Source organism: Staphylococcus sp. GDX8P114P-2 (assembly GCF_017892945.1).
In the GTDB taxonomy this organism is placed as follows: domain Bacteria; phylum Bacillota; class Bacilli; order Staphylococcales; family Staphylococcaceae; genus Staphylococcus; species Staphylococcus arlettae.
In genome coordinates, this window is record NZ_JAESMB010000022.1 from 783 (window position 1) to 24,981 (window position 24,199).

Annotated in this window: 26 protein-coding genes and 2 pseudogenes; 15 read left to right on the top strand and 13 right to left on the bottom strand. The window is 30.3% G+C overall.

Going from position 1 to position 24,199, the window contains the following annotated elements:
• Positions 1–166 precede the first annotated feature (166 nt).
• Genes copB through KA845_RS11935 form a run of 3 tightly spaced genes read left to right on the top strand, consistent with a single transcriptional unit; the run spans position 167 to position 4,225 of the window.
• A complete protein-coding gene (copB, locus tag KA845_RS11925; RefSeq protein WP_095256753.1) occupies positions 167–2,212 on the top strand; it encodes a copper-translocating P-type ATPase CopB in 2,046 nt (681 codons plus the stop codon).
• Positions 2,213–2,226: 14 nt separating this feature from the next.
• A complete protein-coding gene (gene mco, locus KA845_RS11930) occupies positions 2,227–3,660 on the top strand; it encodes a multicopper oxidase family protein (protein ID WP_210128130.1) in 1,434 nt (477 codons plus the stop codon).
• Between the two features lie 19 nt (positions 3,661–3,679).
• Complete coding sequence (locus KA845_RS11935; RefSeq protein ID WP_002510756.1) at positions 3,680–4,225, top strand: YdhK family protein; 546 nt, start codon at positions 3,680–3,682, stop codon at positions 4,223–4,225.
• 532 nt (positions 4,226–4,757) lie between these two features.
• Here the strand turns inward: KA845_RS11935 and erm(B) are convergent.
• From erm(B) to KA845_RS11960, 6 genes and pseudogenes are all read right to left on the bottom strand, one after another.
• On the bottom strand, positions 4,758–5,495 hold the full coding sequence (erm(B), locus tag KA845_RS11940) for a 23S rRNA (adenine(2058)-N(6))-methyltransferase Erm(B) (protein ID WP_002292226.1): 738 nt from the start codon (positions 5,493–5,495) through the stop codon (positions 4,758–4,760).
• 124 nt (positions 5,496–5,619) lie between these two features.
• A complete protein-coding gene (locus KA845_RS11945) occupies positions 5,620–5,703 on the bottom strand; it encodes a 23S rRNA methyltransferase attenuation leader peptide (protein WP_001814874.1) in 84 nt (27 codons plus the stop codon).
• 48 nt (positions 5,704–5,751) lie between these two features.
• A pseudogene (locus tag KA845_RS13095) lies at positions 5,752–5,835 on the bottom strand (MLS leader peptide); the annotation flags it as partial.
• A gap of 240 nt (positions 5,836–6,075) precedes the next feature.
• Positions 6,076–7,551 (bottom strand): bifunctional aminoglycoside N-acetyltransferase AAC(6')-Ie/aminoglycoside O-phosphotransferase APH(2'')-Ia, encoded by a 1,476-nt coding sequence (locus KA845_RS11950; protein WP_012655884.1) that lies wholly within the window; start codon positions 7,549–7,551, stop codon positions 6,076–6,078.
• Positions 7,552–7,785, bottom strand: coding sequence for a GNAT family N-acetyltransferase (locus tag KA845_RS11955; RefSeq protein ID WP_025904407.1), 234 nt, complete (start codon positions 7,783–7,785; stop codon positions 7,552–7,554).
• Positions 7,786–7,863: 78 nt separating this feature from the next.
• Entirely contained in the window at positions 7,864–8,544 is a 681-nt protein-coding gene (locus KA845_RS11960; RefSeq protein WP_001015311.1) for an IS6-like element IS1216 family transposase, read from the bottom strand.
• Positions 8,545–8,693: 149 nt separating this feature from the next.
• Here KA845_RS11960 and KA845_RS11965 point away from each other — a divergent pair, with 149 nt between their 5' ends.
• Together KA845_RS11965 and KA845_RS11970 are read left to right on the top strand one after the other, a co-directional pair.
• On the top strand, positions 8,694–8,900 hold the full coding sequence (locus tag KA845_RS11965) for a hypothetical protein (RefSeq protein WP_086353444.1): 207 nt from the start codon (positions 8,694–8,696) through the stop codon (positions 8,898–8,900).
• 87 nt (positions 8,901–8,987) lie between these two features.
• Entirely contained in the window at positions 8,988–9,227 is a 240-nt protein-coding gene (locus KA845_RS11970) for a hypothetical protein (RefSeq protein ID WP_223197236.1), read from the top strand.
• A 27-nt stretch (positions 9,228–9,254) separates the two neighbouring features.
• Here KA845_RS11970 and KA845_RS11975 read toward each other — a convergent pair whose 3' ends face one another.
• The gene (locus KA845_RS11975; RefSeq protein WP_012655888.1) at positions 9,255–9,866 is read right to left on the bottom strand and encodes a recombinase family protein; all 612 of its coding nucleotides are present in this window, start codon (positions 9,864–9,866) and stop codon (positions 9,255–9,257) included.
• A 326-nt stretch (positions 9,867–10,192) separates the two neighbouring features.
• On the opposite strand from KA845_RS11975, the gene KA845_RS11980 reads away from it, so the two are divergent.
• The 3 genes from KA845_RS11980 (at position 10,193) to thyX (ending at position 12,047) form a co-directional block, all read left to right on the top strand.
• On the top strand, positions 10,193–10,768 hold the full coding sequence (locus KA845_RS11980; RefSeq protein ID WP_012655889.1) for a recombinase family protein: 576 nt from the start codon (positions 10,193–10,195) through the stop codon (positions 10,766–10,768).
• A gap of 80 nt (positions 10,769–10,848) precedes the next feature.
• The gene (gene dfrE / locus KA845_RS11985) at positions 10,849–11,343 is read left to right on the top strand and encodes a trimethoprim-resistant dihydrofolate reductase DfrE (protein WP_012655890.1); all 495 of its coding nucleotides are present in this window, start codon (positions 10,849–10,851) and stop codon (positions 11,341–11,343) included.
• The gene (gene thyX / locus KA845_RS11990) at positions 11,340–12,047 is read left to right on the top strand and encodes an FAD-dependent thymidylate synthase (RefSeq protein ID WP_012655891.1); all 708 of its coding nucleotides are present in this window, start codon (positions 11,340–11,342) and stop codon (positions 12,045–12,047) included. Before dfrE ends, thyX begins: the two co-directional genes overlap by 4 nt.
• Positions 12,048–12,212: 165 nt before the next feature.
• Here the strand turns inward: thyX and KA845_RS11995 are convergent, their stop codons facing one another.
• The 4 genes from KA845_RS11995 to KA845_RS12010 all read right to left on the bottom strand — a co-directional run bounded on the left by KA845_RS11995 (position 12,213) and on the right by KA845_RS12010 (position 16,554).
• A complete protein-coding gene (locus KA845_RS11995; protein ID WP_031900889.1) occupies positions 12,213–13,820 on the bottom strand; it encodes an ABC transporter permease in 1,608 nt (535 codons plus the stop codon).
• A 25-nt stretch (positions 13,821–13,845) separates the two neighbouring features.
• Positions 13,846–14,727: an ABC transporter ATP-binding protein gene (locus tag KA845_RS12000; protein ID WP_031900888.1), complete on the bottom strand. Its 882-nt coding sequence runs from the start codon at positions 14,725–14,727 to the stop codon at positions 13,846–13,848.
• 36 nt (positions 14,728–14,763) lie between these two features.
• Positions 14,764–15,354 carry a TetR/AcrR family transcriptional regulator gene (locus KA845_RS12005; protein WP_119517738.1) on the bottom strand — a complete coding sequence of 197 codons (591 nt, stop codon included), beginning with the start codon at positions 15,352–15,354 and terminating at the stop codon, positions 14,764–14,766.
• A gap of 456 nt (positions 15,355–15,810) precedes the next feature.
• Positions 15,811–16,554, bottom strand: a complete 744-nt coding sequence (locus tag KA845_RS12010; protein WP_069813876.1) for a DUF536 domain-containing protein — start codon at positions 16,552–16,554, stop codon at positions 15,811–15,813.
• Between the two features lie 418 nt (positions 16,555–16,972).
• Between KA845_RS12010 and KA845_RS12015 the strand changes: the two genes are divergently transcribed.
• A complete protein-coding gene (locus tag KA845_RS12015) occupies positions 16,973–17,944 on the top strand; it encodes a replication initiator protein A (protein ID WP_210128132.1) in 972 nt (323 codons plus the stop codon).
• Positions 17,945–17,960: 16 nt separating this feature from the next.
• A pseudogene (locus KA845_RS12020) lies at positions 17,961–18,260 on the top strand (protein rep); the annotation flags it as partial.
• A gap of 139 nt (positions 18,261–18,399) precedes the next feature.
• Here KA845_RS12020 and KA845_RS12025 read toward each other — a convergent pair.
• Positions 18,400–18,600, bottom strand: a complete 201-nt coding sequence (locus KA845_RS12025) for a hypothetical protein (RefSeq protein WP_046836462.1) — start codon at positions 18,598–18,600, stop codon at positions 18,400–18,402.
• Positions 18,601–19,127: 527 nt separating this feature from the next.
• On the opposite strand from KA845_RS12025, the gene cadD reads away from it, so the two are divergent.
• Positions 19,128–19,745, top strand: a complete 618-nt coding sequence (gene cadD, locus KA845_RS12030) for a cadmium resistance transporter CadD (RefSeq protein ID WP_002508636.1) — start codon at positions 19,128–19,130, stop codon at positions 19,743–19,745.
• Positions 19,746–19,763: 18 nt separating this feature from the next.
• Positions 19,764–20,111, top strand: coding sequence for an ArsR/SmtB family transcription factor (locus tag KA845_RS12035; RefSeq protein WP_002508637.1), 348 nt, complete (start codon positions 19,764–19,766; stop codon positions 20,109–20,111).
• 388 nt (positions 20,112–20,499) lie between these two features.
• Here KA845_RS12035 and KA845_RS12040 read toward each other — a convergent pair whose 3' ends face one another.
• On the bottom strand, positions 20,500–20,736 hold the full coding sequence (locus tag KA845_RS12040) for a hypothetical protein (RefSeq protein ID WP_002512576.1): 237 nt from the start codon (positions 20,734–20,736) through the stop codon (positions 20,500–20,502).
• Between the two features lie 1,379 nt (positions 20,737–22,115).
• On the opposite strand from KA845_RS12040, the gene KA845_RS12045 reads away from it, so the two are divergent.
• The 3 genes from KA845_RS12045 to KA845_RS13100 all read left to right on the top strand — a co-directional run bounded on the left by KA845_RS12045 (position 22,116) and on the right by KA845_RS13100 (position 23,969).
• Positions 22,116–22,370, top strand: coding sequence for a ribbon-helix-helix protein, CopG family (locus tag KA845_RS12045; RefSeq protein WP_141714455.1), 255 nt, complete (start codon positions 22,116–22,118; stop codon positions 22,368–22,370).
• A gap of 139 nt (positions 22,371–22,509) precedes the next feature.
• Positions 22,510–23,208, top strand: coding sequence for a hypothetical protein (locus KA845_RS12050; protein ID WP_326030189.1), 699 nt, complete (start codon positions 22,510–22,512; stop codon positions 23,206–23,208).
• A 668-nt stretch (positions 23,209–23,876) separates the two neighbouring features.
• On the top strand, positions 23,877–23,969 hold the full coding sequence (locus tag KA845_RS13100; protein ID WP_142389165.1) for a type I toxin-antitoxin system Fst family toxin: 93 nt from the start codon (positions 23,877–23,879) through the stop codon (positions 23,967–23,969).
• The last annotated feature ends 230 nt before the right edge of the window (positions 23,970–24,199 follow it).

A 24,199-nucleotide genomic window follows, 5' to 3' on the forward strand; every position in this document is an offset into this window, starting at 1 on the left:
CTTCTCTTTCTTATTTATAAAGTTAAAACATTCTCATATAGCAAGTAAAATAACACTGTACACTACAAAATAAAAAAGTCAAATGGTATATACCCCTATACCGTATATGTTATACTCAAATTGTCTTATTACTATCTTTAAAAATATAAAATTAGGAGGTTTAATTTTGTCGAATAACAAAAAACACCAAAATCATGAGCATCATAGTCATCAAGAACATGAAAATCACACTAGTCATGGTAATCATGAACATCACCATCATGGAAATTTTAAAAGTAAATTCTTTATTTCTTTGATTTTTGCGATACCGATTATTATTTTATCGCCCATGATGGGAGTTAAATTACCGTTTCAAATTTCATTTACAGGGTCAGATTGGATTGTATTAATTCTTGCTACAATTTTATTCTTTTACGGAGGAAAGCCATTTTTATCAGGGGCTAAAGATGAAATTTCAACTAAAAAACCTGGAATGATGACGCTTGTTGCTCTAGGTATTTCAGTAGCTTATATTTATAGTTTATACGCCTTTTATATGAATAACTTCAGTGGTTCATCCACACATACAATGGACTTTTTCTGGGAATTAGCGACTTTAATTTTAATCATGTTATTAGGTCATTGGATTGAAATGAACGCAGTAGGTAATGCAGGCAATGCACTGAAGAAAATGGCAGAACTTTTACCTAATACTGCAGTGAAGCTGATTGATAATAATCAACGAGAAGAAGTTAAAATATCAGATATTCATATTGACGATATTGTGGAAGTCAGAGCAGGCGAAAGTATACCCACAGACGGAATCATTGTTCAAGGAGAAACATCAATTGACGAATCATTAGTTACTGGCGAATCAAAAAAAGTTCATAAAACTCATAATGATGATGTTATTGGAGGTTCAATTAATGGTTCAGGTACAGTACAAGTTAAAGTGACTGCTACGGGTGAAAATGGCTACCTATCTCAAGTTATGGGTCTTGTTAACCAAGCTCAAAATGATAAGTCAAAAGCTGAACTCCTCTCTGATAAAGTCGCAGGTTATTTGTTTTACTTTGCAGTAAGTATTGGCCTGATTTCATTTATTGTATGGATGCTTATTCAAAACAACGTCGATTTCGCACTTGAACGGCTAGTAACCGTATTAGTCATTGCTTGTCCACATGCATTAGGCTTGGCAATACCTTTAGTTACAGCACGTTCTACCTCTATAGGCGCACATAATGGTTTAATCATTAAAAACAGAGAATCTGTAGAAATCGCACAACACATTGATTACATCATGATGGATAAAACTGGGACACTAACTGAAGGTAACTTTTCAGTGAATCACTATGAAAGTTTTACAGACGAGTTAAATAATGAAGAAATATTGAGTCTATTTGCTTCATTAGAAAGTAATTCTAATCATCCACTTGCCACTGGTATTGTTGATTTTGCTAAAGGCAAAAATATTTCATATGCTACTCCTCAAGAAGTTAATAATATTCCAGGTGTAGGCTTAGAAGGCACAGTTGATAATAAAAAACTCAAAATAGTGAATGTTTCTTATCTCGATAAAAGCAATTTTGATTATAATAAAGAACAATTTACGAATCTCGCTCAACAAGGGAATTCTATTAGTTATCTAATTCATGACCGACAAGTTATTGGTATTATCGCACAAGGCGATAAAATTAAAGAAAGTTCAAAACAAATGGTTTCGGATTTATTATCGAGAAACATTACGCCAGTCATGCTTACAGGCGATAATAAAGAAGTGGCACAAACAGTGGCTGAAGAATTAGGTATTAGTGATGTCCACGCGCAATTGATGCCCGAAGATAAAGAAAGTATTATCCAAGATTATCAAAGCAATGGTAGCAAAATCATGATGGTTGGTGATGGTATCAATGATGCGCCAAGCCTTATTAGAGCAGATATTGGTATGGCAATTGGCGCAGGGACAGATGTAGCTGTTGAATCGGGGGATGTCATACTCGTTAAAAGTAATCCTTCTGATATTATCAATTTTTTGTCCCTTTCAAAAAATACGATGAAAAAAATGGTTCAAAATTTATGGTGGGGCGCAGGATATAACGTGATTGCAGTTCCTCTTGCAGCTGGTATATTAGCTTCTATTGGTTTAATATTATCACCTGCTGTGGGTGCAATACTTATGTCTTTAAGTACGATCATCGTAGCAATTAATGCATTTACATTAAAATTAAAATAAAAGAGGTAAATATAATGTATAAAAAAATGTTCACAATTTTAATTACGTTATTTTCTATAATGTTTATGGTTCCTAATGATACTTTTGCAGAAGGTAAGCACAACATGATGGACATGAAAGAAAATGATCAAAAGCGAAATGATATGATGGATATGAAAAGTCATGACGAAAGAAAAAATTTGAATTCTTCACAAGGAAAAAATGAAATAACATTTCCCAAAGTTTTAGATCCTAAAAAAGATAACAATGGTTATAAAAGTTATACATTAAAAGCGCAGAAAGGAAAGACAGAATTTTACAAAGGTAATTTCTCTAACACTTTAGGATACAATGGAAATTTACTTGGGCCAACTTTAAAATTAAAAAAAGGAGATAAGGTTAAAATTAAGTTAGTCAACAACTTAGATGAAAATACAACATTTCATTGGCATGGGTTAGAAATAGATGGAAAAGTGGATGGAGGCCCTTCTCAAGTTATAAAACCAGGAAAAGAAAAAACAATAAAATTTGAGGTTAAACAAGAGGCTGCTACATTATGGTATCATCCCCACCCCTCCCCAAATACAGCTAAACAAGTTTATAATGGTTTATCAGGGTTATTATATATAGAGGATGACAAAAAGAATAATTATCCTAGCAATTATGGGAAAAATGATTTGCCTATAATAATCCAAGATAAAACATTTGTATCTAAAAAATTAAATTATACAAAAACGAAAGATGAAGATGGTACTCAAGGTGATACAGTCCTTGTGAATGGGAAAGTAGATCCTAAATTAACAACAAAAGAAGGAAAAATACGTTTGAGACTTTTAAATGGCTCCAATGCTCGGGATTTAAATCTTAAGCTAAGTAATAATCAAAGTTTTGAATATATTGCTTCAGAAGGCGGCCATTTAGAAAAGACTAAAAAGTTAAAAGAAATTAATTTAGCTCCTTCAGCAAGAAAAGAAATAGTAATAGATTTATCTAAAATGAAAGAAGAAAAAGTCAATCTTGTTGATAATGATGAAACAGTAATTTTACCAATTATTAACAAAGAAAAAAGTACTAACAAAGACACTACTCCAAAAGTAGATAAAAAAATCAAATTAGAAGGTATGGACGATAATGTTACTATTAATGGCAAAAAATTCGATCCTAACAGAATAGATTTCACACAAAAGGTAAACCAGAAAGAAACTTGGGAAATTGAAAACGTCAAAGATAAAATGGGTGGTATGAAGCACCCGTTCCATATCCACGGAACGCAATTTAAAGTTTTATCAGTGGATGGGAAGAAACCTTCAGAAGATATGAGAGGCAAAAAAGACGTTATATCTCTGGAACCTGGACAAAAAGCCAAAATAGAAGTGGTTTTTAAAAATACTGGGACATACATGTTCCATTGTCACATACTTGAGCATGAAGATAATGGAATGATGGGACAAATAAAAGTAACAAAATAATTTATAAGGAGAATTCAATATGATGAAAAAATTGAGCTCAATTATAGTAGCTTCAGGATTAGTATTATCAGCTTGTTCAACTGGTAACGAAGAAGAAGAAAATTCTAAAGATCAAAAACAAGAAAAACATATGAATCATAAGAGTGAAAGTAAAGCCCCAGATAATATGAAAAGTACAGATGACAGTAAATATAAAAAGGACGATAAAATAACAATTACAGCTGATCATATGCCTGGTATGAAAAATGCTAAAGGTACAGTTAAAGGTGCTTACAAAACCTATGCTTATGTCGTGAGTTACACACCTACAAATGGTGATGAAAAAGTTAATAATCACAAATGGGTCGTTAATGAGGAAGTTGCAGATGCCCCTGAAAATGGATTCAAGAAAGGTGATACAGTTAAATTAGAAGCTGACCATATGCCTGGTATGAAAGGTGCAGAAGCTCAAATTGATGATGTAGAAAAAACAACCGTTTATATGGTGGATTATAAATCAACAGAAAACGATGAGATGGTTAAAAATCATAAATGGATGACAACTGACGAACTAAAATCTCGTTAATGTCTATCATTTTAAAGCTTTAAAGTATTTAGTTAGTTATTCACAAATGCAATGAGAATCCCCTTTGTTAAATAGACAAGTAAACAAATAAAATTTATGGCCACTCTCATATCCACAATAATGAGAGTGGCCATTTGTTTAGAAAAATTAAATGATTTTAATGAAAATGAGGGGATCTTTTATAATTTATCAATGGAATTTCGAAAAATATAAAAAATGGAATAGTGAATGTATTGAGCTTTATCATTTATCAAGAAAAGTTATTCTAAATTAGCAGGTAAAGTCACAATTTAGAAAAAGCAGGAAAATGAAATGGTACCATAAACGGTCGTTTATGGTACCATTCAAATTTATCCTTATTGTACAAAATAACAGCGAAATTTTTAAATCTATTCCTTATCGATACAAATTCCCCGTAGGCGCTAGGGACCTCTTTAGCTCCTTGGAAGCTGTCAGTAGTATACCTAATAATTTATCTCCATTCCCTTTAGTAACGTGTAACTTTCCAAATTTAAAAAAGCGACTCATAGAATTATTTCCTCCCGTTAAATAATAGATAACTATTAAAAATAGACAATACTTGCTCATAAGTAACGGTACTTAAATTGTTTACTTTGGCGTGTTTCATTGCTTGATGAAACTGATTTTTAGTAAACAGTTGACGATATTCTCGATTGACCCATTTTGAAACAAAGTACGTATATAGCTTCCAATATTTATCTGGAACATCTGTGGTATGGCGGGTAAGTTTTATTAAGACACTGTTTACTTTTGGTTTAGGATGAAAGCATTCCGCTGGCAGCTTAAGCAATTGCTGAATCGAGACTTGAGTGTGCAAGAGCAACCCTAGTGTTCGGTGAATATCCAAGGTACGCTTGTAGAATCCTTCTTCAACAATCAGATAGATGTCAGACGCATGGCTTTCAAAAACCACTTTTTTAATAATTTGTGTGCTTAAATGGTAAGGAATACTCCCAACAATTTTATACCTCTGTTTGTTAGGGAATTGAAACTGTAGAATATCTTGGTGAATTAAAGTGACACGAGTATTCAGTTTTAATTTTTCTGACGATAAGTTGAATAGATGACTGTCTAATTCAATAGACGTTACCTGTTTACTTATTTTAGCCAGTTTCGTCGTTAAATGCCCTTTACCTGTTCCAATTTCGTAAACGGTATCGGTTTCTTTTAAATTCAATTGTTTTATTATTTGGTTGAGTACTTTTTCACTCGTTAAAAAGTTTTGAGAATATTTTATATTTTTGTTCATGTAATCACTCCTGAAGTGATTACATCTATAAATAAATACAGAAGTTAAACGATTTGTTTGTAATTTTAGTTATCTGTTTAAAAAGTCATAAGATTAGTCACTGGTAGGAATTAATCTAACGTATTTATTTATCTGCGTAATCACTGTTTTTAGTCTGTTTCAAAACAGTAGATGTTTTATCTACATTACGCATTTGGAATACCAACATGACGAATCCCTCCTTCTTAATTACAAATTTTTAGCATCTAATTTAACTTCAATTCCTATTATACAAAATTTTAAGATAATGCACTATCAACACACTCTTAAGTTTGCTTCTAAGTCTTATTTCCATAACTTTAGGGTTAACCATACGCAAGACCAATCACTCTCGGACAATACTCATGATTTTAATGATAAAATCCATGTTAAACCCATAGATAAGAAATACACCTGCAATAACCGTTACCTGTTTGTGCCAATTTAAAAATGCACCACTTTTTTATAATTAAAACGGTTGAAAACTGTACCACTAATAACTCACAATAGAGAGATGTCACCGTCAAGTTAAATGTACAAAATAACAGCGAAATTTTTAAATCTATTTCTTATCGATACAAATTTCTCGTAGGCGCTCGGGACCCCTATAAGTCCTTTTATAAATTTCTTTTCTACCATTTTCGATAAATTCCTGTTTAATATTTTTAATTCCATAAACAATAGTTTCAATAGGATAATATTCTTCAACTATATCTTGATATTCTTTTGCTTTCTCAATATCTATATTTCCATACATTCTTAATATATCTTCTCCAAAATTTGTTCCTATTTCTTCTTCACTATCTTCAAGTAAGTATATAAAATCACAATATTCATCTATAATTCCAGAATCTCCAAAATCAATTATTCCAGTTAATCTATTATTGCCATCTAACAATAGATGATTACAACTAAAATCATTATGGCATAAACACTTTTTACCCTCAAAAACTGTTGTTGCATTTAGTCTTTCCATAAAACTTTCTATATAATCTTTTTCTATATCAGTTAAATCATTATAAATAGTTTCACGCAACAATATATACTCTTCTAATACATTTTGTTTATTATCAATAGTACATTCACTAATATCTGTATAATCTAAACCGTGCATTTGTCTTAAAAAACTGGCAATATCTCGTTTTAACAAATTTTGTTCTTCTTCTGACATAGTAGAATAAATTTCTGGTGTTAAAAAAGTTCCTTTAATTTCTTTATAACCTAGTATAGATAATTCATCACTAATATACGAATATTCAATATTAGGAATTTTTACATTAGTTTCTAAATTTGTATTTAAAAAATTATATATTGCTTTTTCTTTTGCATAACCTTTTTTCTTATTAGTACTAAATTTTGTTTTAAAAATGTATTCATTATTAACTAAATATGCCACACTATCATAACCACTACCGATTATTTCAATACTATCTACTTTGAAATTATCAAAGTAATGCTCAATTAAATATTTCATTGCCTTAACATTTGTGGCATTATCATCATATCTATATTCCATTAAATAACAATCTTCTTTTTTGCCCTCGTGTAATTCATGTTCTGGCAAATCTTCAATAATTCTAAAACCAGATTTTTGGTATGCCCTTATTGCTCTTGGATTATTTTTATGAGGGTCTAAAATAACTGCATTAGCATTTCTTTCTTTTTTCAAAAATTCAAAAATCAATTTAATATATCTTGTACCAATTCCTTTACTCCAATAATTTGGCTCTCCTATAAATTGATCCATACCATAGACTATCTCATCAGTTTTTGGATAATGATAATCAGTATATAACTCATCATACATTTTATATATTTGTCCATATCCAATAGGAACATTGTTATATTCAATAATTACTCTAAAAACTTCATCTTCCCAAGGCTCTGTATAATGTTTTTTTAATGATTCTAATGTATATTTTTTATCTCTACCACCATAAAATTCTAATACTCTTTCATCAGTTAACCATTTTAACATCAAAGGAAAATCATCATCTATTAAAGTTCTTATACATATTTCATTTTCAACTATATTCATTTATTTATCACCTTTTTCATAATCATATACATATACTATTTCATCTTTATAATCATTTTTACCACCTAATTTTTCATATACATGGCAAGCTCTAGGATTACCTTTATCAGTTATTAAAAACATTTCAGAACAACCAATCTCTTTAGAATATTCCTTAATAAAAGATAATAATTTTGAACCATAACCTTTGTCTTGATAGTTAGGTAACATTCCTATTGAGTGTAAATAAAACATTGTTTTTCCATCAGGTCTTAAAAGGGTTCTGTTGCAAAGTTTTAAATAAAGAATAAAATCCCTTACGGTATCTATGATTTAAGCTGGGATTCCCAATAATACCTTGATTTCAGTACAGACCGAAAACCCGAAGAGAGTGCCTTCTTTTCGGGTTTTCTTATATAATCCTCGGATGGCTTCCATGCCTTTAATCGTTGTAGAGGCAGTGCGTAAACTTCGATAGAATTTATTGCGTCTCTTTACTGGACGATGGTCTTGTTCAATCAAATTATTCAGGTATTTAATGGTACGATGTTCTGTCCCTTGATAAAAGCCGTATTCTTTTAGTTTCTTAAAGGCACTTGTAATAGAGGGGGCTTTATCTGTGACTACAACCTTCGGTTCATCAAACTGCTTCACTAACCGCTTAAGAAAAGCATAGGCTGCTTGTGTGTCCCGTTTTTTACGTAACCAAATATCCAAGGTTAAACCATCTGCATCGATGGCTCGATACAAATAATGCCATTTTCCTTTAATTTTGATGTACGTTTCATCCATTTTCCATGAATAAAAGGATTTTTTATTTTTCTTTTTCCAAATTTGATAGAGTAGTTTGCCATATTCTTGCACCCAACGATAAATCGTCGTATGAGAAACGTTAATGCCACGATCATATAAGATTTCTTGAACTTCACGATAGCTAAGGTTATAACGAAGATAGTAGCCCACGGCTACAATAATCACATCCTGCTGAAATTGCTTTCCTTTAAAATGATTCATCGTCATTCCTCCTGCTATCTTTTTCTATTATTCTACCTTATTTGATAGTAGATTTAAAACTTTGCAACAGAACCGAAAATAAAATGTTGTCAAAAAAAGAAAAGAAGAAGCTTCAAGATTTAGTTTCAAACAATTCAAAATTTCATTACATGCTAACAGACCGAGTAAGACAAGACGTAAAATACTATATCGTTCAATGCAAAAGTTTAGAGAAGGCTAAAGAAGGTTTTGAAAAATTATCGTACTTGCTAAGTTTGTTTGAAACTAATGAACGCCCTGAATGGTACACCTTGAGCGATTTAGAAAATGATAAAAAAATGATTGAACTACTAGAAAAACGGTCAGCATATAATTAAAAAAAGAAAGGGAGTTTTAATGTGAACATTCAAACAGTAAATATAGACGGAAATCTGCTGAAAGTAATTAGAGCGAAGTCAACGAAAATGAAAGGAATAGACAATAACAAACCCTATGACTTTGATTTATATGAAATTGAAGCACGCTCACCATTAGCAACAAGAGAATTAAGTTTGATTGTCGATTTTATTAATAAAGAAGTATCAGGCGATATTGTAGCTTTTGGAAGCTGGTACGATTTAGACCAGTCAACCGTAATAGACCTACTAAGACAATTGATAGAAGTCAATCAGCTTTTAAGACCGATAGAATTCATGGCACAATAAAAGCAAGAGGGGCAAATCCTCTTGCTTTTATTGTGCTTGTGTATCGATTTCTCTATATTCATTATACCGTTCTCGGTATCTCTTAAAAGTGGTACGATTAATACCCGTTTTCCCTTCGATAGCCTTATCGCTCAAACCCTCTCTATATAACTCAAAAGCATGCTGTAATCGATCATCATTCAAGCTATATTTGCGTTTTCTTCCTTTATACCTTCCATTTTCTTTAGCAATCTTTATGCCTTGTACCTGTCGCTCTTTAATCTTTTTTCGCTCTGCTTCCGCTTGGTATTTATAAAGTTCAATCACTAGGTTATTGATCAAGCGTCTTAAATTTTCGTCCTCTATCCCATTCATAGAGGGTAGATTTAAGACTTCCAGCGTTGCTCCTTTTTGTTGAATCATATTCATCATATCGGTTAGTTCTTGATTATTCCGGCCTAATCGATCTAACTCTGTGACAACAACAATGTCGCCTTCACGTATATAGTTTAGCATGGCTTCTAAACCATGACGTTCGATAGACTGGCCACTGATTTTATCTGAAAATAGCTTAATAACGCCTGCTAATTTTAACGCTTTAAGTTGTCTGTCTAACTTTTGACCTTTGCTACTCACTCGTGCATAACCTATTTTACTCATGGTTTTAGAACGAACTCCTTCTCTATGTCTTTTTAAATGATTTTTCAGTATGAATCGACCATAGTAATCAAATTTAGAAGTCCATATTTTCTTTTAATCGATAAACTACCCATTACATTCATCTGAAATTGCCTTAGAATCATCCTCTGAGATCTCAAATTTTAGATTTTGTTATTGAACAACTCTATTGAACACTTACAAACCTTATTATATCAAAGACTAATTTCTGTTCAATAGAGTGTACTCTATTGATACAATAGTAGAAGGCTGATAGAATCAGTGTTATGGGTGTCTCATAAGACTTGTCTCAAAAACGAGGTGATATTTTGCGGAAAATTGGTTATATACGTGTCAGTTCGGCTAGCCAAAATCCTTCAAGGCAATTTCAGCAATTGAACGAAATCGGAATGGATATTATTTTTGAAGAAAAAGTTTCCGGATCAACAAAGGATCGTGAGCAACTTCAAAAAATGTTAGAGGATTTACAGAAAGGTGACATTATTTATGTTACAGACTTAACTCGGATTACTCGAAGTACGCAGGATTTATTTGAATTGATTGATATAATACGAAGTAAAAAAGCAAGTTTAAAATCAATCAAGGATACATGGCTAGATTTATCAGAAGATAATCCATACAGCCAATTCTTAATTACAGTTATGGCTGGGGTAAATCAGTTAGAACGAGATCTTATACGTATGCGACAGCGTGAAGGGATTGATTTGGCTAAGAAAGAAGGGAAATTTAAAGGTAGGTTAAAGAAATATCATAAAAATCATGCAGGAATGAATTATGCAGTAAAGCTATATAGAGAAGGAAAAATGACTGTAAATCAAATTTGTGAAATTACAAATGTGTCAAGAGCATCGCTATATAGGAAGGTATTAGAAATAGACAATTAATGAAGAAGAGCTATTTTAAAGTTTTTTTGATTTATCCGCATTATAAAATAAATTAGTTTCTTTCAAAGGGAGTTAAGAAAATGATCATTTCATTAATTGCTGCAATTTCAAGTAATTACGTAATCGGCAAAGATAAGGATATACCATGGAAGATTCCTGGTGAACAGGTTCGATTTAAGGATTTAACTATGGGTAAATCAGTAATTATGGGTAGAAAGACATTTGAATCTATTGGTCAGCCACTGCCGAACAGAAAGACAATTATTATCTCAAAATCTAAAGATATTAATTATAATAATTGCCTGACTGTAGAATCGTTAGAGAGGGCTTTTAATTTACTACAACAAGAAGATGAAATTTTTATTGCAGGTGGTGGAGAAATATATAAGGAATCGTTACCATTTGCCGATAGAATATATTTAACTATTATCGAAAAGGAATATGAAGGTAATATCTTTTTTCCAATGTTTAATAAAGATGAGTTTGAAATCACCTATCAACAAAAAGTAGAAGGGTTTATACCCTATACATATTTTACATACGAAAGAAAAAATAAAGGAGAGCAAATCAAATGAATATTATAAACGTATTAGATAAGGGCTATGTTCGCCTTGTAAATCATATGGGTTCAGATTTAACTGTAGTAAACTCTGCAAGAGTTTCTTATGCAAAAGAATCGAAAGAACTGAACGATAAAGATGTTAAGTTAATTAAATTTCTTGCTAGAGAAGGCCATACTTCTCCATTTAGACATGTAATCGCACAATATGAAGTGTATGCACCACTAATGGTGGCCAGACAATGGTGGAAGTATGTCATTGGTTCCTCTCATCAAGAGGGTACAGGAGATAGTTTTGATGCCTGGAATGAATCAAGTCGAAGATATATTACAGAAGAGCCTACATTTTATATTCCCTCAAGTAAAGAATGGAGAAGTAAACCCAAAAATTCTAAGCAAGGTAGTGGTGAAATAGTTACGTTGGAAATTGGTGATAAATACACCAGGGATCTTATGGCATATGTTGACGAAGGAATAGCCAAATATGAATCAGCTCTAGAAGATGGAATATGTCCAGAACAAGCGAGACTATTCCTTCCTGCTTATGGAATGTATGTACGTTGGTACTGGACGGCATCCTTACAGTCAGTTTGTCATTTTTTAAATCAAAGATTAGAACATGATGCTCAAAAGGAAATCCAAGACTATGCAAAGGCTATTCTTGAATTAAGTAAACCATTATATCCAAATGCTATAGACGAGCTTATGAAAAATATATAATGAATGTGCTAAAAAGCTCAAATTCTATTTTGCTAAGAATTTGGGCTTTTTATATTTGGATATCCTTAACGTTGTAAATCCGCATTTTCCTGACGCTACCCCAGAATGCAAAAACACATTTTCTTAAGTAATTAAGAAAATGTGTTTTATAAACGAATATGATTGTTATCCAATTAAATCTCTTTTTCGATATCCTATATATCCTAAAACGATAAATATAATACCAATTATAGTTAAGGTTATAAAAGTTATAACATCAAAATTGTCTTTTGGCATTTGTGGAAGCCAATTCAATATAGCTGTTTTTGAAAACCATTCTGGTAAATCTAAAGTGTTGCCGAAGTAATTGATTGCAAAATTATAACCAAGATAAGCATAAGCTAATTTTCCGAGCTTTGGCGCCCAGCCAATAGCTAAGGCAGCAAGACTAATGAAAAATAATATAGCAGGTAAAAAATTGTAACCGGCAGCAAGGAAATTAGTGATTTCTAGCTCACCATGGCCTTCCATCGCATTTATCCCTATCATGCCAAGACTTAGTGTAGCCACTAAGACACCTAAAATACTACTTAAAAATGCTAATCCAATAGTGTTCCAATATACGTTACTGCGTGTCACTTTAGTAGGGTATATTTGGCTGAGACGAAGTTTACTTTCTTCTGAAAATAGTTTATTAACAATTACAATTGGCAATATTCCAACCAAACTAACTAGAACTATCATTATTGTACTTGTGAAAGAAGCTTCAATTGAAACATTAGAATTAGAAAACATTTGTTTCATCATTTCGTTACTTTCTAAGAAAGTCTGCATGTCTCCATAAATGGAGCCATAAGCCATACCCATAACCATAAATGCAATTAACCAGCTAATGATGATACTTTTATTAATTTTATATAATAGGCCATGGATAGATAATAATGATTTTTTGGCGCGCGCTCTTCCTTTTTTTTCAGGAATATAGCTTGCCCCCATGTCGCGTGCACCTTCAAGTATGATTGCAATAACAACTACAATAATACTAAATAAGAAAGCTATCACTATAGGAATCCAATTATTATCTGTAAAAGGGTACGTGAGATATGTCCAACCGAGAGGATTAATATTAGATAAATCAATGTTGGATACGTCTGTACCAGCACGGATAATATATAGCAAACCTACAATGCTAAGGGATGCTCCAGTTGCGGATGAAGAAGTTGGCATGATTTGAGACATAACAAGGGCAATGCTTGCTCCCATAATGCCTGCCATTCCTATTGTAATTCCAAAGAGTAGAGCCCCTTGTATAGAAATAGTTTCTACACTAAAACTGATCATCATTACAAAAATAAGCACCGCTATTACCACATTGACTAACACTATTTCCATTATTGCGGCAAGTGAATTTGCTTGTCGACCAATTTGAAATGACCGTACTAATTCTGTAAGTCCTAATTCTTCTTCTTTACGCGTATGACCAACCACATGTAACATAGATACTATAATTGCAAAAAGACCACAAAATAGTAGCATTTCATGTGCATACATCGCGCCTACAGTATAATCTGTCGCTGTTTCGACTGGCGTGGGTCCTACCATAGAAATCATCGCAGGATTTTGTAACGTTTCAAACATACCAAGTAATCCTTTTCCTTGGGCTATTTCTTTAAAAGCTGGAACAAAGCCTGCAGAAAATAAAACAATGCTTAGAATCCATATAATTAATTTTTTCCAATCACGCTTTAGATATTGTAAGAAAAGCGTGCTCCAACCAGCAAATTTTTCATGCATTTTAAATCTGCCTCCTTTCAACTATTTAATTTTCATAATGACGAATAAATAAATCTTCGAGAGTTGGTGGTGTAGATTCAATTTTTTTAACGCCTAACTTTACTGCTTCATTTAAAATATAATTAATTTGTTTATTATCCGCAGAAAATGTCGCTTGATTATTATCTTGTTTAAAATCATATACACCTTCTACTTTAGATAAATTAGCCACATCTGTCTCAGTTTCTATCATTATCGTAGAACGTGTTAAATGTCTTAATTCATTGAGTGTGCCACTTTCTACAATTTCACCTCTGCGAATAATAGCCACTCTATCAGCTAGACGTTCCACTTCACTTAAAATATGTGAAGATAATAAAATAGATTTTCCGTTATTTTTAATTTTTTCAACCTCTTCTTGAAATACAACTTCCATTAATGGATCTAGACCAGAGGTCGGTTCATCAAAAATATATAAATCTGAGTCTACTGATAAAGCTGCTATCAAACCGACTTTTTGACGATTACCTTTTGAATATCCTTTAGCTTTTTTCTTAGGGTCTAGTTCAAAACGTTTAATTAAACCATCTCGTTTTTCAATATCTCCATTGCCATGTAATTTCATAAATAAATCTATAATTTCTCCGCCTGTCAAATTCCCCCATAAGGCAATATCTCCTGGAACATAAGATATACGTTTATGAATTTCAAGACTTTCTTTCCATACATCTTTACCGAAGATTTCTACATCACCTGCATCACGTTTAATAGCACCTAATAATATACGCAGGGTAGTAGATTTTCCAGCACCATTAGGACCTATAAATCCTAAGACTTCCCCTTTATTTATTGTAAAAGATACGTTGCTTAGAGCTTTAAAATTACCAAACTTTTTCTGTAAATTATTAATTTTTACAACTTCCTCCATAATATTGAAGCCTCCTTTTGAAGTATTTGATTCTTTTTAAACTTCGTCTTCCTTATAAAAACTATGTTTTAATATTTGAGCGTAAATGTTCCATTCTTTAAGGTATCGTTCGCCAAAATTAGAAAGGTTTTCAAAAGAATTGATTTGTTGAAGTCCTTTTTGTCCAAAGCCGTACATTGTCCAATTAAGAATTTCAATTGCTTTGTCGATATCTATATCATCACGAAATTTGGAATAGTCGATATTAGCATATATTTTTTGCCTTCCATCTTCATATATACGAGAAACATGTTGTTCAATGATAGATTTGATTTCTAGTGATTCTTCTTCAATTGTAGATTTTAGAAAATCAAAAATTTCAGGGTGATTTTGTTGGACGTATAACTTTTGTAAACCAATATTCTCAATTCTATTAAATAAATCTGTTTCACTTAAATCAATTTCTTCATACATATTCTCTAAAATTTGAGTGCTATAACTAATCAAATAACAATAAAGCTCCTTTTTACTGTTAAAATAATTAAACAATGACCCTTTAGATATATGTGCTTGTTTCACGATTTCATTTGTTGATGCCTTGTCAAAACCACTTTTTATAAACTCTTTGATTGAGGCATTCACAATCATTTTTTGTTTATCTTTTTTCAGCTTATTAAATATACTGTTGATAAAAGCGCCCTCCTTTAACACTCAAAATTGACTAAATTGGTCATTTAAATTATATATAAATTGACCGAAGTAGTCAACATCTCTTTTATACATTTCACATCCATATTTTTTATTGACAAAGAAGGCCCTTGTATTGATAAAGGACAATATGTTATATATAAGGTCCATTCAAATATGTGCTAATTATTTTTTATTCATTTTATACATAGCCTTATTGTTAATAAGAACTTCTCAGAAACTAAGTGTTTGTAGCGCTCCAGCTATAGTTAAAAAAAGTACTTTTCCTATATTGAATCAGTATTTTAATCATCTTTTCTTATATTTTTAATTAACATAATCGATGATTATCAGAAGTTCGATTCACATAAAAAGGCACGACAAGTTCATAAACTTGTCGTGCCTTTTTAATTACAATTAGTTACCAAATAGACGACTCCAAAACCCTTTTTTAGGTTCCGTTTCTTCACTCTTTTCTTCTATATCACTATCATTGTCATTTTGATTAGATGGAACGTCTTCTCTTTGTTCTTCTTCATCTTGTGTACTTTCGTCGCTTTGACTTTCAGATATATCCTTATATTGAATCTCTGCTTCTTTAGTTTCTTCCTGATGTTGGTTAATATTTACAGGATCAGTAGTATATGTTGTTTCTTGTGCATCAACGTTTTGTCTATTGTTAGTAGATGTATCAAAGGAATAATTAAGGTGTCTTTCTTCTTCTAGTTGATTTTCTAATTTTTGAATCTTCTTATTACTCTCTAATGCCAATACTTGCTGATTCTCAAGCAATTTTGATCTTTCCTGCAACTCTTTTCTGTAGAATTCAATTGTTGTTTCATGACGACTTTCTTGTTTTTCAATTTGATCATTCAAAGTATCAATCTGATTTTTAAGGATTTCTACTATTTGAGTATCACTTTTGGATTCAACATTAATATTATCCGACTCTTTTTTTTGTTTGTCTTCAGTAGCACTTTCAAAACCATATTTCTTTTTATTTTCATTTACTCTTTGAATGATTTTTTCTATATCGGTATCTTCTTTAATAAACGAAGTGTTTTCCTGTTTTATTGTCTCTATATTCAATCGCTTAATGTTATTAAAAATCGTTTGCTTACTAACCCCTAATTCTTCACTCAACATTTTCACACTTTTCATATCATCAACCCTTTATAAAATGTTTATCAACCCTTTATAAAATATTATAAGCTTATCACGCTTAATAATAAAGCGATTAATAAATCAAAAATATAAAACTATCAATCATTTCATCAAGTATTTGTGAAGGGTTGATGGTAGTTATCAAGGGTTTACAAACCCTTTATCAACCCTTGATAACCCTACATTTTCCCTTTTATAAGCTTATTCAAAGTGCTATAATAACCTTAATACAACAAAAACCCCAACTACTGGTAATAGTCGGGGTTTGGTAATAAAACGTTGCAGCACGTTTATAAATATTTTGATATCTGTATTATATACAACTATATCATCAAAGTGCAAGCAAAAAATTTATGTGTTCTTGTAATGTTTTATTACCTCTATCCAAAATTTGAATAGGAAAGGGGTTTTTATTATGTCTAGAAAAAACATAAAAAATCAGGCCAGTCAAAATTTCTATATGTTACATAAAGTATTATTTATCAATGAAAAATATAAAAAGTTAAGTGATAGTGCAAAAGTTACCTATGCAATTCTTAATGATAGAGTAAGCTTATCTATTAAAAATAATTGGATAGATCAAAATGGAGATATATATTTTATTTTTACAAATGAAAATCTTCAAGAAGTATTAGATAAAAGTAAAAATACAATAACTAAAATTAAAAAAGAATTACAAGAAGTGGGTTTATTAGAACAAGTTAAAACTGGATTTAATCGACCAAACAAACTATATCTTCATGAAATTGAAACAAATATAAATATTGAAAAAGAAATACAAAACAGCACTTCAAACAATGATGAATCAAGTGATAGCAAGGACTCCCAAATAATGGGAGCCCAGAATCCCAAACAATGGGAGCCCAGAATCCCAAACAATGGGAGCCCAGAATCCCAAAACTTAGACCCTAATGATACTGACTTAAGTAATACTGATTATATAGAGACTGAGAATAATGATACGTATGATATGAATGATACATATAACAATTCAATAAGTCATGATCATTCGGATCATACAAATCATCAACAAACTGAATTTAATAATGATGCGCTTAAGTTCCAAGTCCTTGAAGAATTGCCGCAACAACTTCAAGGCTATTTAAGTAAATTTGAAATTAGAGAAATACGAATTATTAAAAGTGTATTACTCAAAGGGAAGAAATCATTTAATAATGCACATGATACCTATTATCGTTTAGAAGATGTTGAGTTTGAAATTATAAGTGTGTTGAAACGTTTTAAAGCGATGTTGCTACAAAAGAATGAAACCGTTGAAGCTATGCAAGGATATTTAATGCAATCGATTAAAGCTGAACTTGAAGAAATACACGCACTTAATATGCGTCGTCAAAACATGAAACAACATAATATCTTTAATCAGTAATTCAAATAATTTTACAGCAATCAAAGAAACCTCAAAATATTCGGTTAAGTCATCTGATTTTTTAACTGATGATGATGAAAGAAATCAAGAAATCGTGAATGATTTGGAAAAAGGTTTATCTCGAAAACGTATGTTGAGTTATGGTGGTTTGCTTAAACAAAAACATAAAATTTTAAATTTAGACGATGCCGAAGATGGTAATTTAATTAATACAAGTGACGAAGATAAAACAACAGACGAAGAAAAAGCACATTCAATTACTGCAATTTGGAATTTTGAAAAACAAAATTATTACTTAAAAGATTTGAAACGTTAGCTTAAAAGCTAGCGTTTTTTTATGTATTTTTGCCCCTGCGGGAACTATAGCGTTCAACCGGCATGGTTGCCCAGCTTTACTATGAAAATTTTAATTTGCATGTAGATGGGCAGTGTCTTAAAAATCAACACTGGATTTATTAGAAATTTATGTATGGTTTATCTGCAAAATAAAAATCATAAAGTTTAAGAAATTCGAAATCAGTATCAGAGATATTTTCCATTTTCATAATTTGAATTGTTTTTCTAATTCTTTGGTCGTTTGGAATATCACATAGATCAGAAATTTCTTGTGATGTTTTATCAAATACTGAAAATGTAAATTCAAAGTTTATTGTCATAAAGAACACCTCTTATTTGGCTCATATTTGCGTTTTAAGAAATAAAGACGATTATACAGATATAAAACTATATAAATTTAGAGTTCGCTCTAAATACCCCCTTAAAATGCAAAATAGATATATTAGATTATCAAACGCAAATATGATTTTAGAACGACACCTTTTAGGTGTGTAAGTGCGCCCTTGGATATATAAAATAAAAAGCCAATCCACATAAAAATGGATTGGCTTTTGCAAAGTAGATTATAAAAAACTACTGTTAATAAGCGCCTAAACGTTATAGCCATATTATAACAAGAACACGCATTTATGCCGAGAAAATTTATTTATGTTGAGAAGAACCCTTAACTAAACTTGCAGACGAATGTCGGCATAGCGTGAGCTATTAAGCCGACCATTCGACAAGTTTTGGGATTGTTAAGGGTTCCGAGGCTCAACGTCAATAAAGCAATTGGAATAAAGCATCTATGATTATTTAAAAATATAAGTTACAATATATTCAAAAATATTTTTGAATGAGGTGTATTATGATTCAAACGGTTGTTACTGCTGCTGTTCTTTATATTGCTACAGCAGTTGATTTATTAGTAATTTTATTAATATTTTTTGCTAGAGCAAAGACTAGAAAAGAATATAGAGATATTTATGTTGGTCAATATTTAGGGTCTATTATTTTAATATTAGTTAGTTTGTTTTTAGCTTTTGTATTAAATTATGTTCCAGAGAAGTGGATATTAGGTTTATTGGGTTTAATACCAATTTATCTTGGAATTAAAGTGGCTATTTATGATGATTGTGAAGGAGAAAAGAGAGCTAAAAAAGAATTGAATGAAAAAGGATTGTCTAAATTAGTTGGTACGGTTGCAATTGTTACGATAGCAAGTTGTGGTGCTGATAATATTGGTTTATTTGTTCCGTATTTTGTGACATTAAGTGTTACTAATTTATTAATTACTCTGTTTGTCTTTTTAATTTTAATTTTCTTCTTGGTATTTACTGCACAAAAATTAGCTAATATTCCAGGAGTTGGAGAAATTGTTGAGAAATTTAGTCGTTGGATTATGGCTGTTATTTATATAGCTTTAGGTTTATTTATTATTATTGAAAATGACACTATTCAAACAATTTTAGGATTTATATTTTAATTTAGGGTGTGATTTTATATGAGTTATGAAAATGCTTGTGATGTGATCTGTGTACATGAGGATAAAGTTAACAATGCTTTAAGTTTTTTAGAAGATGATAAATCTAAGAAATTACTTAACATTTTAGAAAAAATTTGTGATGAGAAGAAATTGAAAATCATATTATCTTTGATTAAAGAAGATGAGTTGTGTGTTTGTGATATTTCTTTGATATTGAAAATGAGTGTTGCTTCAACTTCACATCATTTAAGGCTTTTATATAAAAATGAGGTACTTGATTTTTATAAAGATGGAAAGATGGCATATTATTTTATTAAAGACGATGAAATAAGAGAGTTTTTCTCTAAAAATCAGGAGGGTTTTTGAAACGAGTGAAACGAGTTTCTTCTTGTCTTGATACTATATAGAAATAACTCGATTTTTAAATTATAGCCATAATCCTTGATGCGTAAGGGATTATGGCTCCTTTTATAGTATCTTTTTAGTTTTTATCCTTCTTAGCACGTTGTTTTTACTTTGGAGTTATAGTATCTCTTAAAACAACAAGTATAAAAAATAAACTCCAATAAATAATTGACCCTATAGTTCCAACATCAATAACAAATATTAAAACTATATACCAAATAAGATTGATTACTATAATGAAATTAAAAATGGATCTTGACTTAGGTTTTATCATTTTTATCTTCACCATCTTTTATTTGTTTTCTTGATTCATAAATATTGTAATGTGGCTTTTAAATATAAAGATAAATTAAACCAAAACTAAAATGATCAATATTAAACCCAAAATACCAAGTATCCAACCACTCTTTTTCTTTTTCAAAATTTCTGGGATAGATGCGATTGTAAATGCTATAAGAGAAAATAACATAGGTAAATCGCTATTATCCGAAAGTATAACCATATAAAAAATGGCGATAATTAATAATATAGCAACTAAGATATTAATCGCTTTAGTTAAAAAACTATATTTTTCTTCTTGTTTCAAAAAATCATCTTCGATGTTTAATATTCTTCAAAATTTTCTAAGATATATAAGCAGCTAATTGCTTATATATAACTATATTCCAAGTAAAGATAGAACATATAAAATAAAGAAAAGACCAAAAAAGATCGTTAATATAACACGTTTCTCTAAAGTATATGCTAAGGAGCCCATACCAAAAGCTATAGCTATTAAAATATCATTAGTTTTTTCAAGAGGGCTTCCACCATAAAAATAATCAATTATTAGACGAAATATAAACAATAATATAGCTAATATTACAAATACCCCACCTAAAATTTTAAAATTACTCGTTAGTTTCGTTATTAGTTTTGTTCATTTTATAACCTCTTTTAAAACTATCAATTTTGAAAACTAAATCCATGTTGCTAAAATTACTATCTAAATTAACTTATTAATTGTTAGTCAATATGACTCAAAAATATTTAAATTTATTTCATATGGTAAGCAATTAATGAGATTTTTTCAAAGTAATCGTAATAAATTCTTTGGTTAAAATCATATCTAGGAAATGAAACCCTATCTTGTTTATTAATTAAATTTAAATGAAGTATAAGTGTATAAAATTGAGGAATGTATGTTCTATTTTCATTAAGTAAATGACAAAATTTATGATTTTATTTTGGAAGCAGCTAGTGAAATTTTAATTTTATTTGAACCACTTTTTATATAGAAAATCTTGAATCGTTAAATTAAGAAAGCTACAAATTTGATCTATAACATCAAATTTTAAATAGGACTCATTGAAAGCAATGAGTCCTATTTTTCTTTCGGCATAATAGGTCGTTTTAAAAATTTATTAAGTGATTTTGCCAATTTTTTCGAGATAATTCTTCGTTAAGTCGTTTCATTTTTAGTTTATAAATTAGTTTTATTTTGAACACTCCTTTTGCTATAGATACATCTTAAATATAGTATAAAAATGAGTTTTTTAAATGTTCGATTCGGTATGTTTTTATATCATGTAACTAAAAAAACTATATGGATTTTATGAGCGTTTTAGAAAAAACGTAAAAATCGGTAAATATTTGGTAAGAGCATAAGGGAAATTTGTCCCCATTTTAAAATGGGGAATCTGGCAAAGCCAGATATTTCAAGGGATTGAGTACCTTTTAGTATGGGGGTCAAAATTTTGCTAGTGTCACACCTTTGTGACACAATATATAGTGGTTGTCACACTTTTGTGACACATTATATGTACTTTGTCACAAAAGTGTGCCACCTATTTTTTAAGAGTGAATTTTGTTTTATCGTAAAAAAGACTTAGCAATATTGATATAATATAGCGTGAAAATGTAAGCATAAGATTTTAATTTTTAAATCATAGGTCATGCTAATTAATGGAGAAAGGTTGGGGTATTTTGGCTAACAAAGAACTGAAAATTAGAAACGTAGATAGTGAATTGCTAGATCGATTAAGTAGATTAGCTAAAGAGAAAAACATATCGAGAAATGAATTAATATTAGAAACATTAGAACAGCTAGATCCACTGGAAAGTTATCAAAAATTATATGCAGAACAATCACATCAGCAAGCACAAAATACAAAAGTTTTAAAAGAAGTTGCGAGTAAACAAGATAAAATTTTAGCATTACTTGAGTCAGTAGATTATTAAAAGCTAAAACGTTTATACATGGAATAAATACTAGAAATACATACATTTTAACCCCAAAAGGAACCTTGATTAAGGGTATAAATAAAGGTATAAAAGATAAGAATTAAAAATCTATTTATATCATAATGAGGTGTGAAAAGTGAGTATAAACGATATAGAATTTTGGATGAATTTATCCGATAAACTTAAAGATGTATGGTTCTTTATTTTAATACCTGTTGTTATTAGTATTATAAAACTATTGAATAAAAATGACTTATATCAGACTCGAAATGTTGAAAAAATAAAGCTGATATTAAAAAATACGTGGCTCTTTATCTTGATGACTATTGCAGCATTGATATATTTGGTTTCGATGATATCATTCTCATTGAGTGGCTATCCTAAAGCTGAAGTTATGCAATATATATCTAAATGGGATAATATTGGTTCATTTATCATTTTAATCATTATGTACGCTATGTTATTTCCGGTAGTTACAATACCTTTTCTTGGCGAACGTAGAAATAAACGATATTTTATAGAAAAGAATAATAACGATATTGTAGAAAGAGAAATCATTGACCGAGTCTATATCAATGGAAAAGATAAGTTAATTTTAAAAGACGGCAAGGGTCTTCAAACTGAAAAGAATGTTACAGATGTAGATAATTTAACGTTCAAAACAGAAGACAAAAAATCATGGATAACGATGGAAGATATACAAAGTCTCTTTTTAAAATTGAAAGATGGAAGTAAAAAAATGAGAGTTTTCATTTTTATTTTTATATGTAGTATTCCAACAGTGTATTTAGCTTGGAATGTACCAAACGTAATTGATATGTTCAAGAAATTATAGTATTGGACAGATACATTTATGTGTATTGGTTTATTTACTTTGTCATTAATACTTATTATAGAATTATATTATGTTGGCTTCATTGTTTATGAGATCCTATTTAAAAGAAGCTAATGTTAACTTATTAAAAAGTGGGGCGTGTAAGTTACACAAATGTAATTAACACATATGTAACTTACATTTGTGTATAAAATACATATGAGGACTCTAAAATACTATTATAATAGTAAAAAATAGCAATCTAACATATATTTTGGTAAGTAACTAGAAGCTATTTAAACTTATAAGTTTAAAATACAAGCCGTTTTTTTAAATTCCTATAAATATATAAAATGCATACATTATATTTGTATAACTACTACATGCATATTGTATGCAAATAATTAAAATTTGGATGTGTAAATTACACAAATATAATTAACACATGTGTAATTTACATTTGTGTACAAAGCATATATAAGAAATACAGGTTAATAAAATGGTAGATAGCAGTAACTTAATACCTTTTTACGATACATTCTAAGAAATCAACTTTCCTATTATGTTATAAATGTTTTTCATAATTCAACTTATCGGAAGTGCATATCCTTCAAAAGATACAGATGGTATAATAATGGAGTCGCCTTAACTTCCATAGGCGAAATTACTATGGAAGGAGGTGAGCATCTGTGGACTTTTTATTCGTAACGGTTATTGCACCTGTGGTAACTGGATGTATTGTAGCTTGGTTTACCCATTGGTTAAACCAACGCAATAAATAGGCGACTATCCATATCACATAAAGAGCCCCAACCTACGGCAATAGGTTGGGGCTCGGTGTATATCTATGGACTTTCTATTCGTTATTTGTATTATAACATCATAGTGGATGGGAATGCAAAATCATTAAATTGATATACTATTAAAGGTTCTGTTGCAAAGTTGAATTTATAGTATAATTTTAACAAAAAGGAGTCTTCTGTATGAACTATTTCAGATATAAACAATTTAA